Raw genomic sequence first — 14,350 nt, 5'->3', positions numbered from 1 at the left:
GCGGGCGCTTCGCTTTTCTCTCTCCGCCGCGTACATGTCGCTCACCCTCGAAGCCCGCCACCTTGGTCACCGATTCGGATCGGTGGTGGCGCTCGACGACGTCAGCTTCGTGGTACCGGCGGGAACGGTCGCCGCAATCGTGGGCGAGAGTGGGTCCGGGAAGACGACGGCACTGCGGTGCTTCAACCGACTCGTGACACCCGACAATGGTGAGGTGCGCATCGGCGACACCGGGGTGAAATCGGAAGCCATTGATGCGCTGCGCCGTCGCATCGGATTCGTTCCGCAGACGGGTGGACTTCTGCCGCATTGGAGTGTGCGTCGCAATGTCATGCTCGTACCGCGCCTCACGGGAATGGAAGATGGGAACGCCGCCGCGTGCGAAGCGCTCCGCCTGGTGGGACTTCCCGATGAGACGTTCGGCGATCGCTTGCCGCGCGACCTCTCGGGCGGCCAGCGTCAGCGCGCCGCACTCGCCCGCGCCCTCGCCGCGCGGCAGGAAGTGGTGCTGCTCGACGAACCGTTCGGCGCGCTCGACGCGATCTCGCGCGCCGAGATCCATGGCGTGTTCGAGACCGTGCGTGCGGCGCGCGGCTTCACGGCGCTGTTCGTGACCCACGATCTCGCTGAGGCGGCCCGACTGGCCGACCTCGTCATCGTGATGCGCGCCGGTCGGGTAGAACAGGCCGCATCGTTCGCCGCGCTCCGCGACGCGCCCGCGACGCCATACGTGGCCGCGCTAGTCGCCCGGGCACGCGACGGCGCGCGCGCGATGGAGACGGCGTGATGACACCCTTGCACCGCCACTGGGCCGGAGTCTGCTCAGTGTTGATGATGTTGCTGGCGGTGATGAATCCGATGGTGAATCCAGCGGGAGCGCAGCGCGCGGTGGTTATCGCGTCCAAGCCGTTCGGCGAGTCGTATGTGCTTGCCGAGATGTTCGCGCAGCTGCTCGAGCGCCGCGGTATCGCCGTGGACCGGCGGTTGGGGCTCGGCGCCACCGAGGTCGCGTTCGGCGCGCTGCAGCGCGACGCGATCGATGTGTATCCGGAATACACGGGGACCGGACTCCTCGCCATCCTGCGCGATTCGCTCACCGACGCGATGCGCCGCGATCCACGGCTCACATTCGCGCACGTCTCAGCTGCCTTCGACGCGCGATATGGCGTGCGCTGGCTGCCGCCGCTCGGCTTCCAGAACGGGTATGCCATTGCCGTGCGGCGCGAGACGGCAGAGCGGTTTGGCTTACGCAGCTTGAGCGACCTGAAAGCACACCCGGGCGAGTTCACCGGTGGATTCACCGCCGACTTCCTCGGACGCCCGGACGGCGCGCCCGGGCTCGCCAGCGCCTACGGCCTGCGCTGGCGTGCGGTGCGGCCACTTGCCCCGGCCGTGAAATACACCGCCCTCGCCAGCGGCGCGGTCGACATCATCGACGGCTACTCGACCGACGGACTGCTCAGCAAATACGACCTCGTCACACTCGACGACGATCTCCACTTCTTTCCTCCGTATGAAGCGGCTGCGCTGGTCGGGCCGGGACTCGCGCGCGATCGCCCCGACGCGGTCGCCGAACTGGCACGCCTGAGCGGTCGTCTCACGGAACAGCTGATGCGCGACGCGAACCGCCGCGTAGAGGTGGAGCAGACCGAAGTGCGCGTCGTCGCCGGCGAGTTGCTGACCGCGATCGGGCTCGGTACGCAGCAACCGACCACAAGCGCATCGGTCGCCCGTGCCTCTTTCGCCGCGTACCTCTGGAGCCAGCGAAGCACGATCGCGGCGCTCACCGCCCGTCATCTCGCCCTGGTGGCGATGGCGCTCGCGGCCGCGATCCTCGTTGCCGTGCCGCTTGGCCTCGCGCTCGAACGCGCCCCGCGCGCCGCTGAGCGCGTGCTTGGCGCGCTTGGCGTGATTCAGACCGTGCCGAGTATCGCGCTCCTCGCGTTCATGATCCCGGTGCTTGGCATCGGCACCGTGCCAGCGCTCGTTGCGCTCTGGCTGTACGCGCTCTTTCCGATTGCGCGCAGTACGTACACGGGCGTGCGCACCGCCGACGCCGATGCGGTCGCGGCCTGTGAGGCCATGGGCGCCAGCCCCGTGCAACGGCTGTGGTGGGTGCGCATGCCGCTGGCCATGCCCACGATCTTCATCGGCATTCGCACGTCGGCCGTGATCACCGTGGGCGCCGCGACGCTCGCGGCGTTCATCGGCGCCGGCGGCCTCGGCGACCCGATTGTCGCCGGCCTCGCGCTCGCCGACACGCGCATGGTGCTCTCCGGTGCGTTACCGGCGGCCGTGCTCGCACTGGTCGTGGATCGCGTGCTCGCGCTGCTCGAATACGCAGCGACCCCCCGCTACCTGCGCCGCGCCATGCGCTGAGCAAGGCGAGTCCTCCAGGCTGTACCCCTTCCCTCATCCCCCTCCGCCATGTGGCATGACCTCGGACCGATCGAGCAGTTCACGACGCGCCCACTGACGGCCGCGACCATCGGCACGACGAAGCTGGTGATCACGCACGTGGATGGCGAGTTCGGCGCCCTCTCGGGCATTTGTAACCACGCCGGTGGCCCTCTCGCCGAGGGCCGACTCGACGGCGAGTACATCGTCTGTCCGTGGCACAACTGGAAGTACCATTGCCGCACCGGCCGCGGTGAGCCGGGCTTCGAGGCCGACGCGTTGCCGCGCTACGAGGTGAAGACGGAGAACGGTCGGCTGCTGTTGAGCGACGCACCGCCATCGAAGCGCACGCACGGTCCGCATCCCAAACACTCGCTCGCGCGTCCGGTCGTGCGCGCGCCGGGCCCCGTGCGCGTGGTCGGCATTTCCACCACGAACATGGACATCGCGAACCCGCGCTACTCGACTAGTGACGCGCTGCTTGGTGAAGCCATGGCGGAGGCCGCATCGCTCGGCGCGGAGACGCGCACCATCCGCTTGGCCGAGCTCTCGTTCCGGCCGTGCGAGGGCTACTACTCCAAGAGTGCCCATGCCTGTACCTGGCCTTGTTCCATCACGCAGATGGATCCCGACGACCAGATGGAGCAGGTGTACGAAGCAATGGTGCACTGGGCCGACGTGGTGATCGTCGCCACACCCATCCGCTGGGGAACCGCCGGCTCACTGTACTTTCGCATGGTCGAACGCTTGAACTGTGTGCAGAATCAGGTGACCATCGCGAATCGCGTGCTCCTGAAGAACAAGGTCGCGTCGTTCATCATCACCGGCGGCCAAGACAACGTGCAAGCTGTGGCGGGGCAGTTGCTCGGGTTCTTTGCCGAGATCGGCTTCCACTTCCCGCAGTTTCCGTACATCGCCCACTCGCGCGGCTGGACCGCCGAGGACATGGAGCACAACGTGGTCGAGGTGCGGGAGAGCACCGAGCTGCACGAGGCGGCGCGCAGTCTTGCCGCTCGTGCCATCGACGAAGCCCAACTCCAGCTCGATCACGAATCAACGCGCCATGCCACGAAAATGCCGCGCGGTGGCCGCAAGGCGCACCATCTCGTGACGAACGACCTCGGCGACGTCGAGGCGACGACGCCTGTTATCGAGTGACGAGGCGCTCGCAGGCCGCGACTGCGGAGGTGTAGAACGCGCGCAGCTGCGTCTCCTGCGCGCCGCCATTAACCGTCAGTTGCGTGAGCGGGAGCACCGCGCCCACCCAGCCCTGCATGTGCCACGAGCCTCCGCCGGCCAGCGGCTCTGCACGTGATGCGTTTTCCGTGGCGGGGTGCACATTGACGTACGCGTAGGGCGCTTCGTAGAAGTGGTCACCTGCGGCGAGACCAACGCTGTTCGATCGGCCGTTCGGGAACGTGAGCAGCGTGGCGATGTCGAAGTGGTGCGGCCAGCAGCGCACGGTGGTCCCGCCGTCTGTCGATCGCGCGATTTCACCGAGCAGGAGATCACCAGCGGCGAACATATGCGCGAGCTGGGCGCAGTGGGCCGGCGTAGCGCTGAAGCGCGCCCCGTGCGCTACGGGATGGTCGGGGATCTCAAAGTGGCGACGCAGCGTATAGCGCAGGCTGTCGACCCCGGCGACGTCGAGCGCCGCGCGCAGTTCGGTGGCAACCTCGTCGATCGTGCGGCCGATGAGTGGGAGCGTGGTGTGCACGCGCGTACCCACGACGACCAGCACCGTGAGGTCAGCGACGCCGAGTGCGACAGCAACGTCGGTACCGGGCGCGCGCCCGGACGTGAGTGCACCGTGTCGTGCATCCCACGTGAGACTCGTGTGGCTGTCGTCTGACGCGTGCGCCAAGAGCGAGATACCGAAGGCGCTCGCGAACTGCGCCGCATGATGCACCTGCAGGCGTGCGTCGGCCACCTCGCCCATCACCGACGGATCCATGGGTTCCCAGAGCGATAGGCTGTCGTGTGGGGTCATCGGGCGTAACCTCGGCGATAAAGCCCTGTGGGAGGGCGCGTTAATGGGCAAAAACATCCGAAAGGATCGAGCAGACCGAAACCGAGAGACGTCACCGCAGCGAACGCGTCACAGGTCCTCGCGCGTCACGCCGGCGCACGCCATCACCAGATCCGCGCCGTACACAGCTGCCGGCGTCTGATATCCGGGCTGGACCTCACCCTGCATCACCCGCTCCACCACCGCCAGCGCGCAGGCCACCGTCCAATCCACGCCTGCCTCCGGCCCGTGCAGTCGCGCCGCTACTTGGCCTCCTGCACCATCGGTGACCTCGCCCCACACGTGCGTGACGGTCTGCGCGCGGCGCGACGGCGAGGGGCCGGGCTTCACACCGCGACGCAGCAGCGCACGTACCCAACGCAGTGCCAGCACGGGGCGCAGCATCTGCATCACGGCCAGCGACTGCCGTGCGGCACTCGGCAACACGGTGTATTCCTCGATGTTCGGAATGCCCGTACTGTAGTACGCCGTGAACACGTCACCCCACGTCAACTGCGATACCTCCACCGGACCGGCACCGAAGTCAACCAACCGCGTCTTCATCGCCGAGGTGGCGGGTACGAACCGTCCATCGACCCGAACGCGATTCCCGAAACGCAGCAACTCGATCACCGTGCGCTGCGTCCCTGGCGGCAATCCGCTCGGCCCGACACTCTGAAACGCCATCATCAAATGCGTCGCCGACGGCAAACGCTGCTTGAGATACACCGCTAGGCAATCGGTCGGCACCACGTCAAACCCAACCGCCGGCATCAACATGACCCCGCGCTGCCGTGCCTCCATCTCACGTGCCGCCGTGGCCTCGAAGACGGGAAACTCCCCCGTGATATCGAGGTAATGCACACCGGTGCGCAGACACGCGTCCACCATCGGTTGCGAGGTAAACAAAAACGGCCCGGCGCAGTGCAGCACCGCCGACACATCCGTCAGCATGGCATCCACGGCGCGCGCATCGTCGAGGGCGCAGACGCGATGCCTGAGCCCCAACTCGCGGCTCAGCGCGGACAGCGCCGGTGCATTGCGACCGGCTAGTATCGGCGCCATTCCGCGACGTACGCACGCGCGAGCCATCGCCTCGCCCACGTATCCGGTTGCCCCATACAGCAGAAAGGTATTGGCCATGACGCCGCTCACGTGGGCAGCCCCTTCGCCATCACCGACCAGTATGAGACGGGTGCCAGTCGCGCCAGCAGCGACAGTCCCACGGCATCACTACCCACCAGGACCCGCTTCTTACGCTGTTCGATGCCCCGAACGATGATCTCGCCCGCCTTGCCGGGCGGCATGCGGAGAAACTTGGCGAAGGCGGCCCGACGACGCGCCACGTCGATGTCATCCACGCCCTTCGGCGCGCGCGCCCTGCCAGAAATGTTCGTGCACACGCCGCCCGGGTGCACCACCGTCACGCCGACCGTGCTGCCCTCGAGCTCATGACGCAACGCTTCGGAAAAGCCGCGTACCGCGAACTTGCTGGCCGCGTATGCCACCTGCTCCGCTGGTGCCACGATCCCGAAGATGCTGGAGATATTCACCAGTCGTGCATCGGTGCTCGCGCGCAGCAGCGGCAGGAAGGCGCGAGTCATGCTCACGACACCATGGAAGTTGATGTTGAAGAGCCAGTCGAAGTCCTCCTCGCTAACCATGTCGAAGGTGCCACCCAGCGCTACGCCCGCGTTGTTCACGAGGAGATCCGTGTTGCCGTGCGCCGCCACGACCAGTGCCGGAAAGGCCGCGACCATCACGCGAGCGCGGCGAGCTCCACGTCCGCGCCGGAGCGCGAAGGCTCGGGAGCCACACGGAACTCCAGCGCCGGGTCGTCCACGCGCCCGTGCCGGAGTGAGAACAGGTCCTTCACGTAGTTCTGGTACAGGCGCCACGGTGCGCGATCACCCTGCTTGGGGAGTCGCGATTGCGCGCGCTGCACATAGCCAGAGGTGAAGTCGAACACCGGCGATTCAACTAGCGCCGGATCGCGACGCGGCGTGACCTGTGCATAGCGGTGATCGCGCATGTGATTAAGGATTCGGCATACATGCTGCGCGATCAAGTCGCACTTCAGCGTCCACGACGCGTTCGTGTAGCCCACCGCGGCCGCCATGTTCGGGACGTCGCTCAGCATCATTCCCTTGTAAATCATGGCCTTCCCGAATTCGACTGCGTCGCCGTCGACGACGAGCGTGACCCCGGAGAGCAGCGACATGCGGAGCCCCGTGGCTGCCACGATAATGTCCGCGTCGAGATGCGCGCCCGAATGCAACACGATTCCCGTGGCATCGAAGCGCGCGATCTGGTCGGTCACGATCGACGCCCGCTGCTCACGCAGGGCCACGAACAAGTCGCCATCGGGCACCATGCACAGGCGCTCGTCCCACGGCTGATAGCGCGGACTGAAGTGCTCATCGAATGGGAAGTCTGCACCGAGTTGCGGTAGGGCCTCGGTGCGGAGCGCCGTCTTGAAGGTCTCCGGACGCGAGCGGGCGATGGAGTAGTAGAACATGCTGCGGGCCACATTTTTCCAGCGCGAGATCGCGTACGCCAACTTTGATGGCAACCATCGACGCAACGTGTTGGCGACCACGTCCACCGAGGGCAACGTGGCGATATAGGTCGGGGAACGCTGCAGCATGGTGACGTGGGCCGCCGCCTGATCACCGCTCGCCATGGCCGGCACAAGTGTCACCGCCGTCGCCCCGCTGCCAATGACGACCACACGCTTGCCGCGGTAGTCGAGATCCTCGGGCCAGTGTTGCGGATGCACCAACGCCCCGGTGAAGGTCGACATGTCGGGCCACTCGGGCATGTATCCCTGCGCGTAGTCGTAGTAGCCCGCACAGCTGTAGAGAAATCCGCAGCTCAGACGCAACGGCGTGCGATCGGCGCCGACCTCGAGGTCCACCGTCCAGCGCGCATCAGCCGTCGACCACTCGGCGCGCACGAGCCGGTGCTGATAGCGGATGGCGCGATCGATGCCGAACTCGCGCGCCGTCTCTTCGATGTAGGCCTTGATCGACGGCCCGTCGGCGATCGCTTTCGCGTTCCGCCACGGACGGAAGCGATAGCCGAGCGTGTACATGTCGGAGTCGGAGCGAATACCGGGATAGCGGAATAGGTCCCAGGTGCCACCCATCCTCTCGCGACCTTCCACGATCGCGTACGACCGCTCGGCACACGACGTCTGCAGGTGCCATGCGGCGCTGATGCCCGAAAGACCGGCGCCGATGATCAGAACGTCGAGGTGCTCCACGTCATCTCCGGAGAATCGGGAACGACCAGCGGGCTTGCCGGACGGGTGCGTTAAGCTATCCCGTGGCCTCGCCTCGCAGCGAGGGTGGCGGGGGAAGGGCGGCACCGTCTCCGCACGTTGACTTTCGCGAAGGATTTCGGCAGCACATTGCCAGCCGCCTGGCTACCAGCCACCCGTGCCCGCTCCACCCTTCCACGGACCAACGATGTCATCCGTGACCCATCCGCCGTAGAATCCGCCGTTTTGCGGGCGCACGCGTTCCCCGTCGATCAGACACTCCGCGTGCGTGGGGTACAGCGCCACGTGATCGCGGAGCGTTTCATACGGCTCGAGTGGCGCGTCATACGACCACGCGGCGCGCTCCAATCGTACATCGCCGGCCACCAGGGTCCAGTATCGAGCCGCGCCCTTCCACTCGCAATACGAGGCGCCGGGTGCCGGAACGAACGCGGCGCGCAGGGCGTCGGTAAACGGCAGATAGAACGATGGTGGGCTGGCGGTCTCCAACAGCCGCAACGCCTTCCGCGTGCGCAGGATTTCGATGCCGCCAACGCGCACGACAATTTCGCGTGAATCGGCGACCACGCGCGGCGGACGGGGGTAGTCCCACACCGACTCCTGTCCATCGGCTGGTGTGTGCGCGAATGGCGGACGGGTGTTGCCGGTCCACGTCCAGAGGGCCGCGGCGCGGCGAAGGCGGTCGTTCATAGGGCGTACGTCCGGGTACGGGAAGTTCGCGTCGTGCGGCCTTCTCACTGGAACGCGCGTCGATCGCCGGAGATAAACGTGTCGCGCGGCATGGCGTTCCTTGACCTCGACCCTGTTACGCGCTGACCACCATCCTGCGCGTTCTTCACGCGGAGATCCCCACGCGCCTGAACCTTGCATAGGTCCGATGTCCGTATCCAGGCCGTCTACAGATCCGCCATCTGTCGCGGCGCTGCCTCCACGACATCGGCCGTACCAGGAGACTCGACCGTGACACGCATTACCACGATCAACCCCGCCACCGAACACACCATCGCGACCTACGAACTGATGCGTTCGGACGCGGCCTTCCAGAAGGTAGAGGCCTGCCACACGGCGTTCATGGAGTGGCGAACGACCACGCACCACGCACGCGCATCGTGTCTTCGCGACATCGCCAGCGCCTTGCGCAAGAACGCCAACGCCCTCGCCGCGCTCATGACGGCGGAGACCGGGAAATTGCTGCGCGACGGTATGCTTGAAGTCGAGCTGTGCGCGCAACTCTTCGAGTACGCGGCCGAACACGGTCCCGTCCTGCTGGCCGATGAAGCGCGGACTCACAGCGGCGGTACGAAGGCGGGGGTCGTCGCCTATTGCCCGATCGGTGTGGTGTACAGCGTGCAGCCGTGGAATTTCCCAGTGTATCAACCGGTTCGCGTGCTGGCTGACAATTTGATGGCGGGCAACGGCGTGATTCTCAAGCACGCCAGCATCTGCACCGGCAGCGGGCTCATGTTGCGCGATATCTGTCTCGAGGCGGGCTTGCCGAATGGCCTGTTCGAGGTGGTGGTCGTGGACCACGACACGTCGGATGCGATCATCGCGCACCCACGCGTGCGCGGCGTCACGATGACCGGCAGCGATGCGGCAGGACGGCACATCGGCCAGGCTGCGGCAAAGCACCTGAAGAAAACGGTGCTCGAGCTGGGATCGAATGATGCCTACCTCGTGCTCGAAGACGCCGACGTGGCACTGGCCGTGAAGACGTGCGTGATCGGTCGTCTTTTCAACAACGGCGAGACCTGTGTCTCGGCCAAGCGATTCATCATCACCGCCGCCGTGTACGATGCCTTCGTCGGCGCCTTCGTCGAGCAGATGCAGGCCATCGTGATGGGCGAGCCGACCGACGAGCGCACGCAACTCGGTCCGATGTCGAGCAAGGAACAGTTCGACACCTTGTCCGAACAAGTCATCAAGAGTATCGATGGCGGCGCGACCCTGCTCTGCGGCGGCGTCCCCGACAAAGCTGTCGGGTATTACTTCCCCGCCACGGTGCTGGCCAACTGCCAGCCAGGGACGCCCGCGTACGACGACGAACTGTTCGGACCGGTCGCCGCGATCATCAAGGCCAGTGACGACGTCGATGCCATGCGCATCGCCAACGACAGTCGCTACGGTCTTGGCGGTGGGATCTTCACCCGCAACGAGGAGCAGGCGTTCCGGCTTGCCCGCGACCACTTCGACACGGGCATGGTGCGCATCAACTCGTTCGGCACAGCCGATCCCAACATGCCGTTCGGCGGCACGAAGGATTCGGGATTCGGTCGCGAGCACGGTGGCTTTGGCATGAAGGAATTCGTGAACGTGAAGGCGATTTACATGCCGTCCAGCGCACGGAGCGCATCATGAACGCCGCGATCATCACGGCGTACGAGGCACCAATCACGATCGGGCGCGTCGACACACCAGCGCTTACGGGCGATTCGGTTCTGATCGCCGTCCACGCCGCGAGTATCAATCCGATCGACGACATACTCCGGCTCGGGAAAATGAAGGACGTGATGCCGCTCACCTTCCCGCATGTCATGGGGTACGACGTCTCCGGCGTGGTCGTGGCCGTCGGCGCGGACGTGACCCAGTGCGCGCTCGGCGATGCCGTGTTCGCGCGACCCAGTCAGAACGACGCCGGCGCCATCGCCGAGTTCGCCCGAGTGAAGGGCAGCGAACTGGCCATGAAGCCCGCGACGCTGAGTCACGCCCAGGCCGCATCGGTGCCGCTGGCCGGCCTTACCGCATGGCAAGCCTTGATCACGCGAGGCAAGCTCAAAGCCGGCGACAAGGTATTGATCCATGCCGGGTCAGGCGGGGTCGGCTCGTTCGCGATTCAGATCGCCAAGCATATCGGCGCGCATATCGCCACCACGTGCAGTGGCCACAACATCGACCTGGTGAAGCGGCTCGGCGCCGATGTGGTGATCGATCACACGACCGACGCGTTCGACCAGCAGCTATCCGACTACGACCTCGTGTTCGACATGCTCGGCGGTGAGACCATGGCGCGCTCGTTCACGGTGTTGAAACCGGGTGGGACAATGATTTCCATTAAAGGCCAGGACACCGAGAACCTAGCGAAGAAATTTGGCGTGCACTTCGAATGGTTCTTGATGGAGCCGGATGGTGCGATGCTGGGCGAACTGGGCGCCTTGATCGATACGGGCGCGGTGCAACCGGTCATCGGCAAGACGTTCACCATGGAGCAGTCCGCGGCCGCCTACGAGGAGCTGGCGAACGGCCACAGTGTCGGGAAAATCGTGGTCACGATCAGCGACTCCGCTGCCAATCCGGAGACATCGAGACCATAAGGCGCACAGGGAAAACGTCGGCAGGCCGCGCGCTGCTACGCTCCCACCATGCGTCGCAGCTGTGCGGCATACGCCGCTTCGGCGGCCCGGTCGCCCGTTGCCGCGGCGGCGCGTCGGGCACCCTCGACCGAGCGATATCGATTTGGCTCCTTGGCCAGCGTCGTACGATAGGCGGCCAGCGCGGCCTGTGGCCGTTTCAGTTCCATCAGGAGATCGCCCAGCAGTTCACGCGCAGGCGCCAGCGGCCCCGGCGTGACGGCCGACTTTTCCGTGGCGTCTTCGCGTGCGGCGGCCTCCTGCATGTGCACGAGCGCATCACTATCCTGTTGCCGCGCGTGTTCGAGCCAAGCCTTCGCGCAGAGTGCCTGAATGGCAACCTGCTCGGCCCAGTAGCTCTCCCCGCTGGCCGCAAGCCGGCGGCTGATGGCCGCAAGAGAATCGGCGTCGGCCTGAGCGACCAGCAGATCACCCGTGTGCGACGCGCCGAGCGCACGCGCGAAATACACCATCGCCTCGGTATACGGAAACGCGCTGGGCGCGGGCACCAACCTCGCGGCACCAGCCCAATCGCGTCGCTCGAGGGCGTATCGCGCGGGAATGGCGGCGAGCGCGAAGACGCCGGCCCATCCCGGCGCGGCCCCGGTCACCGCATTCACATCAAAGCGCTTCGCCAACATCGGCAATTCGTCGAGAATGGACTTGGCGGCCGAGTCACGGCGCATCTGGAGATACGCATACACGGCATAGTCGGACGCATGGAGCGCCTCAGCGATCGACGCGCTCTCGCGCGCCAGTGCCACCGAGCGAAGGTTGGTCTCCACCGACTCCTTCCAGAGTCCCACGCGGGTGAACGTGTGCGACGGCATGTGCATCGCATGAGCCGCCGACGGCGCGATCTGCGCGTAGCGCTGCGCCGCGGCCTCGGCTCGGCCGGCTAACGCGGGATAGTCGTAGGTGTGGATGATATAGTGTGCCAGCCCCGGATGATCGGGCTGCTGCGCCCAGATGGGTTCGAGTATCGCGCCCGCCTTGAGCTGGTTGGCGTACGACTTGTCCGTGGGTGAGGCGGAGGCGACAAGGGCAATGGCGTAGAAGATTTTCGCTTCCGTGTCTGCCGGTTGCGCCGCCACGAGGACGGCCATGGCGCGCTCGTAGGCCATGATGCGCGCCCGCTGATCCCGTTGTTCGACATCGGCGTAAAGTTCCGTCACGGCGGCGATGTATCCGCGTTCCCGTGCGGTGCCGCGCACGCTCAGTCGCCGCGCCGCCGCTGCGGCCGCACGACCGGGCTGCAACTGCGCGGTGGTGCGGACGGACGGGGCTGTCGGATTCGACCACCGACTGAGCGCGATGCCCCACTGCGCCATCGCGCAGGTTGAGTCGGTGTCGAGCACCTGTGTGAAGGCGCGGATCGACGCACCGAACTCGAACGAGTGCAACAGCGCGACCGCACGGTCGAATGACAGTGCGACTGCGGGTTTGCACGACGTGGGAAAGTGCACCGCCCCCAGTCGTTCCATCGACGCGCCGTGATCGGCACCGTGTGCCTGCGCGTTGGCGCCAGCGGCAACAGCGACAAGCAGCAGCGATACGCGCGCGGTCAAGCCGATGCGAATCATGACTATTCTCCAGTGGCGGCTGATGGACGTTGCGGTGCGTCGGCGGTTCTGGCAACTCCCTTACGACGGACTGAAGCGGCATGGCGCGGCGATGTACGCAACACCGGCGCGCCGGCCACCTATACCTCACTCCCAGAGTGCATCTCCGTATTCCTGGTCCGGAGGTATCGACACGATGAGACGCCTCAGTATCACGCGGGTGCGCAGCAACATGCCGGCAACGATGCCGCGCCGTGGCTCACTCCACGCACACCCATCTCCGAGCATGCGCGCGATCACCCTAGGCTCTTCCGCTCAGCATTTTATCCCGCCATCGCGCCACTGCATCGTGGCAACACCGTTCTGATTCGTGCCGTCGGGAGTGGGATCGGACTCACCGCGCACGGCCCCAACGCAAAACACCCCGCGCTTCTCAGCACGGGGTGTTCGCGTTTACGGATGGAGTGAGATTCGAACTCACGGTACGCTTTCACGCACACACGCTTTCCAGGCGTGCGCCTTAGGCCCCATCCCTCTGTCGCTGCCTCGCAACATAGTGCAGTAGGCGGCGCCAACCTGACCCCAAACTGACCCCGACGAGGCTTTGCTGCGCCCCCTCGAGCGCCCGTAGCGTCGGTGTATGCCTCTCCCATATCAGTTCACTGGCGGCCCCGCGTGCGGCCACATGATCAACGTGAGCACGCGCGTCCGGCGCTTTTGGGTGTCGACGGATTACTTCGTAGTGAGCATCGCACCTATCGAATGGGTCGAAGAGGAACTCGCACAACTTGGACCGGAGCACTGGCGACAGGAGATCGCAAGCTCACCGGAAGTCGTAATGCTGCACGACGACGACCTCGCCGACTTGCTGTTCGCGGAGGCGCAGGGGCTCGGAAAGGATGCCTCGATGCCCCGCGTCGTCAGTCGCAATCTGATGGGGGTGTACGTCCCGAACCATCGAACCGGGCGCCTGGTATGGATCGACTGTAGCTCGCCCCAGGTGTGGCAGTACAACCACGCTCGGCCGCTGATGTACACCGCGCTCGCGGGGTTTCTGCTGCGGGAGAAGGCGCTGGCGGCCGGCGTGGTGCAGCATGCGGGCATGCCGACGGACAACGTCGGGCTCTCCACGGTGCGCGACTTCGGCGACGATGAGTGCCTGGTCGAACGCGTGCTGCGCTTCCGTCGCAAGCGCCTGATGCTCTGGAATCAGGCGTCGCTGTTGCGCGACGATGAGTCCCCAAACGATCCGACGACGCTGTTGGGGCCCGAATAGTCCCCATGTATCTGGCTCTTTTAGAAAAATGTTTCGCGGAGGTCTTTTCCCTTGGGCGTTTTTTTGCCGATGAGTCGATTAACTCGGAATTTCCAAGCGCGTAAGTCATTCTCGTGGTGCACGATCCGCTTCGCGTATTCGGTGCAACGGGCGTCAAAATAAATACCCCGACTAGAACCGCCACGGAGCACTTTTTCAGGACCTGTTTCATCTTTATTATTTATTTCGCGGTGCGCGTGTGATGCAGTAGCAGTGCGCGAGTGGTGCGCGACCAGTCCACACGCGATGCGCCAGGGACTGACACGTGTCAGTGCTGAAATGAAATTGCACAGAAGCTGGAGTGACCCCCATCGGCTGGACAGATGGCGGGTTCGGTTTGACCTTCGAGGCAGCCCCTCGGAGGATCTATGGCCAAGACGTACCGACGGTTCAGTACCGAGTTCAAGCTCGGGGTCGTGGAGGCGTACCTCGCGGGTG

Annotated in this window: 12 protein-coding genes and 1 tRNA gene; 6 read left to right on the top strand and 7 right to left on the bottom strand. The window is 65.5% G+C overall.

The genetic code is table 11. The features are described 5' to 3' along the window. The first annotated feature begins 34 nt into the window (after positions 1-34). Genes RMP10_RS10755 through RMP10_RS10745 form a run of 3 tightly spaced genes read left to right on the top strand, consistent with a single transcriptional unit; the run spans position 35 to position 3,555 of the window. Positions 35-787 (top strand): ATP-binding cassette domain-containing protein, encoded by a 753-nt coding sequence (locus RMP10_RS10755; protein WP_310570289.1) that lies wholly within the window; start codon positions 35-37, stop codon positions 785-787. Further along, positions 787-2,379 carry a glycine betaine ABC transporter substrate-binding protein gene (locus RMP10_RS10750; protein WP_310570288.1) on the top strand — a complete coding sequence of 531 codons (1,593 nt, stop codon included), beginning with the start codon at positions 787-789 and terminating at the stop codon, positions 2,377-2,379. The genes RMP10_RS10755 and RMP10_RS10750 overlap by 1 nt, the downstream gene beginning before the upstream one ends. 48 nt (positions 2,380-2,427) lie before the next feature. Beyond that, positions 2,428-3,555 carry a Rieske 2Fe-2S domain-containing protein gene (locus RMP10_RS10745; protein WP_310570287.1) on the top strand — a complete coding sequence of 376 codons (1,128 nt, stop codon included), beginning with the start codon at positions 2,428-2,430 and terminating at the stop codon, positions 3,553-3,555. On the opposite strand, the gene RMP10_RS10740 is transcribed toward RMP10_RS10745, so the two are convergent. The 5 genes from RMP10_RS10740 to RMP10_RS10720 form a co-directional block, all read right to left on the bottom strand. Further along, positions 3,545-4,387: a hypothetical protein gene (locus tag RMP10_RS10740; RefSeq protein WP_310570286.1), complete on the bottom strand. Its 843-nt coding sequence runs from the start codon at positions 4,385-4,387 to the stop codon at positions 3,545-3,547. The two genes, RMP10_RS10745 and RMP10_RS10740, sit on opposite strands and share 11 nt — an antisense overlap. A gap of 108 nt (positions 4,388-4,495) precedes the next feature. Beyond that, the gene (locus tag RMP10_RS10735) at positions 4,496-5,548 is read right to left on the bottom strand and encodes a saccharopine dehydrogenase NADP-binding domain-containing protein (RefSeq protein WP_310570285.1); all 1,053 of its coding nucleotides are present in this window, start codon (positions 5,546-5,548) and stop codon (positions 4,496-4,498) included. Positions 5,549-5,556: 8 nt separating this feature from the next. Next, the gene (locus RMP10_RS10730; protein ID WP_310570352.1) at positions 5,557-6,165 is read right to left on the bottom strand and encodes an SDR family NAD(P)-dependent oxidoreductase; all 609 of its coding nucleotides are present in this window, start codon (positions 6,163-6,165) and stop codon (positions 5,557-5,559) included. Next, positions 6,165-7,670: an NAD(P)/FAD-dependent oxidoreductase gene (locus tag RMP10_RS10725; protein ID WP_310570284.1), complete on the bottom strand. Its 1,506-nt coding sequence runs from the start codon at positions 7,668-7,670 to the stop codon at positions 6,165-6,167. Before RMP10_RS10725 ends, RMP10_RS10730 begins: the two co-directional genes overlap by 1 nt. A gap of 162 nt (positions 7,671-7,832) precedes the next feature. Further along, a complete protein-coding gene (locus tag RMP10_RS10720; protein WP_310570283.1) occupies positions 7,833-8,378 on the bottom strand; it encodes a DUF427 domain-containing protein in 546 nt (181 codons plus the stop codon). A gap of 270 nt (positions 8,379-8,648) precedes the next feature. Between RMP10_RS10720 and RMP10_RS10715 the strand changes: the two genes are divergently transcribed. Together RMP10_RS10715 and RMP10_RS10710 are read left to right on the top strand one after the other, a co-directional pair. Beyond that, positions 8,649-10,046 (top strand): NAD-dependent succinate-semialdehyde dehydrogenase, encoded by a 1,398-nt coding sequence (locus RMP10_RS10715; RefSeq protein ID WP_310570282.1) that lies wholly within the window; start codon positions 8,649-8,651, stop codon positions 10,044-10,046. Further along, positions 10,043-10,999, top strand: coding sequence for an NADP-dependent oxidoreductase (locus RMP10_RS10710; protein WP_310570281.1), 957 nt, complete (start codon positions 10,043-10,045; stop codon positions 10,997-10,999). Before RMP10_RS10715 ends, RMP10_RS10710 begins: the two co-directional genes overlap by 4 nt. A 35-nt stretch (positions 11,000-11,034) precedes the next feature. Here the strand turns inward: RMP10_RS10710 and RMP10_RS10705 are convergent, their stop codons facing one another. Both RMP10_RS10705 and RMP10_RS10700 read right to left on the bottom strand, forming a co-directional pair. After that, the gene (locus RMP10_RS10705; protein ID WP_310570280.1) at positions 11,035-12,618 is read right to left on the bottom strand and encodes a hypothetical protein; all 1,584 of its coding nucleotides are present in this window, start codon (positions 12,616-12,618) and stop codon (positions 11,035-11,037) included. 435 nt (positions 12,619-13,053) lie between these two features. Continuing rightward, positions 13,054-13,130 (bottom strand) — tRNA-Ser (locus tag RMP10_RS10700). 107 nt (positions 13,131-13,237) lie between these two features. Here RMP10_RS10700 and RMP10_RS10695 point away from each other — a divergent pair. Beyond that, positions 13,238-13,873 carry a hypothetical protein gene (locus RMP10_RS10695; protein WP_310570279.1) on the top strand — a complete coding sequence of 212 codons (636 nt, stop codon included), beginning with the start codon at positions 13,238-13,240 and terminating at the stop codon, positions 13,871-13,873. Positions 13,874-14,350: the final 477 nt, after the last annotated feature.

The organism is Gemmatimonas sp. (assembly GCF_031426495.1).
Classification (GTDB): Bacteria; Gemmatimonadota; Gemmatimonadetes; order Gemmatimonadales; family Gemmatimonadaceae; genus Gemmatimonas.
Note: the sequence above shows the minus strand (reverse complement) of the source record. Positions and strands in the feature narration are given on the sequence as shown.

Coding starts and splice junctions, on each gene's coding strand:
- RMP10_RS10740 (WP_310570286.1), bottom strand. CDS start 4,387: ATGACCCCACACGACAGCCTATCGCTCTGGGAACCCATGGATCCGTCG.
- RMP10_RS10695 (WP_310570279.1), top strand. CDS start 13,238: ATGCCTCTCCCATATCAGTTCACTGGCGGCCCCGCGTGCGGCCACATG.
- RMP10_RS10735 (WP_310570285.1), bottom strand. CDS start 5,548: ATGGCCAATACCTTTCTGCTGTATGGGGCAACCGGATACGTGGGCGAG.
- RMP10_RS10710 (WP_310570281.1), top strand. CDS start 10,043: ATGAACGCCGCGATCATCACGGCGTACGAGGCACCAATCACGATCGGG.
- RMP10_RS10755 (WP_310570289.1), top strand. CDS start 35: ATGTCGCTCACCCTCGAAGCCCGCCACCTTGGTCACCGATTCGGATCG.
- RMP10_RS10720 (WP_310570283.1), bottom strand. CDS start 8,378: ATGAACGACCGCCTTCGCCGCGCCGCGGCCCTCTGGACGTGGACCGGC.
- RMP10_RS10745 (WP_310570287.1), top strand. CDS start 2,428: ATGTGGCATGACCTCGGACCGATCGAGCAGTTCACGACGCGCCCACTG.
- RMP10_RS10705 (WP_310570280.1), bottom strand. CDS start 12,618: ATGATTCGCATCGGCTTGACCGCGCGCGTATCGCTGCTGCTTGTCGCT.
- RMP10_RS10730 (WP_310570352.1), bottom strand. CDS start 6,165: ATGGTCGCGGCCTTTCCGGCACTGGTCGTGGCGGCGCACGGCAACACG.
- RMP10_RS10750 (WP_310570288.1), top strand. CDS start 787: ATGACACCCTTGCACCGCCACTGGGCCGGAGTCTGCTCAGTGTTGATG.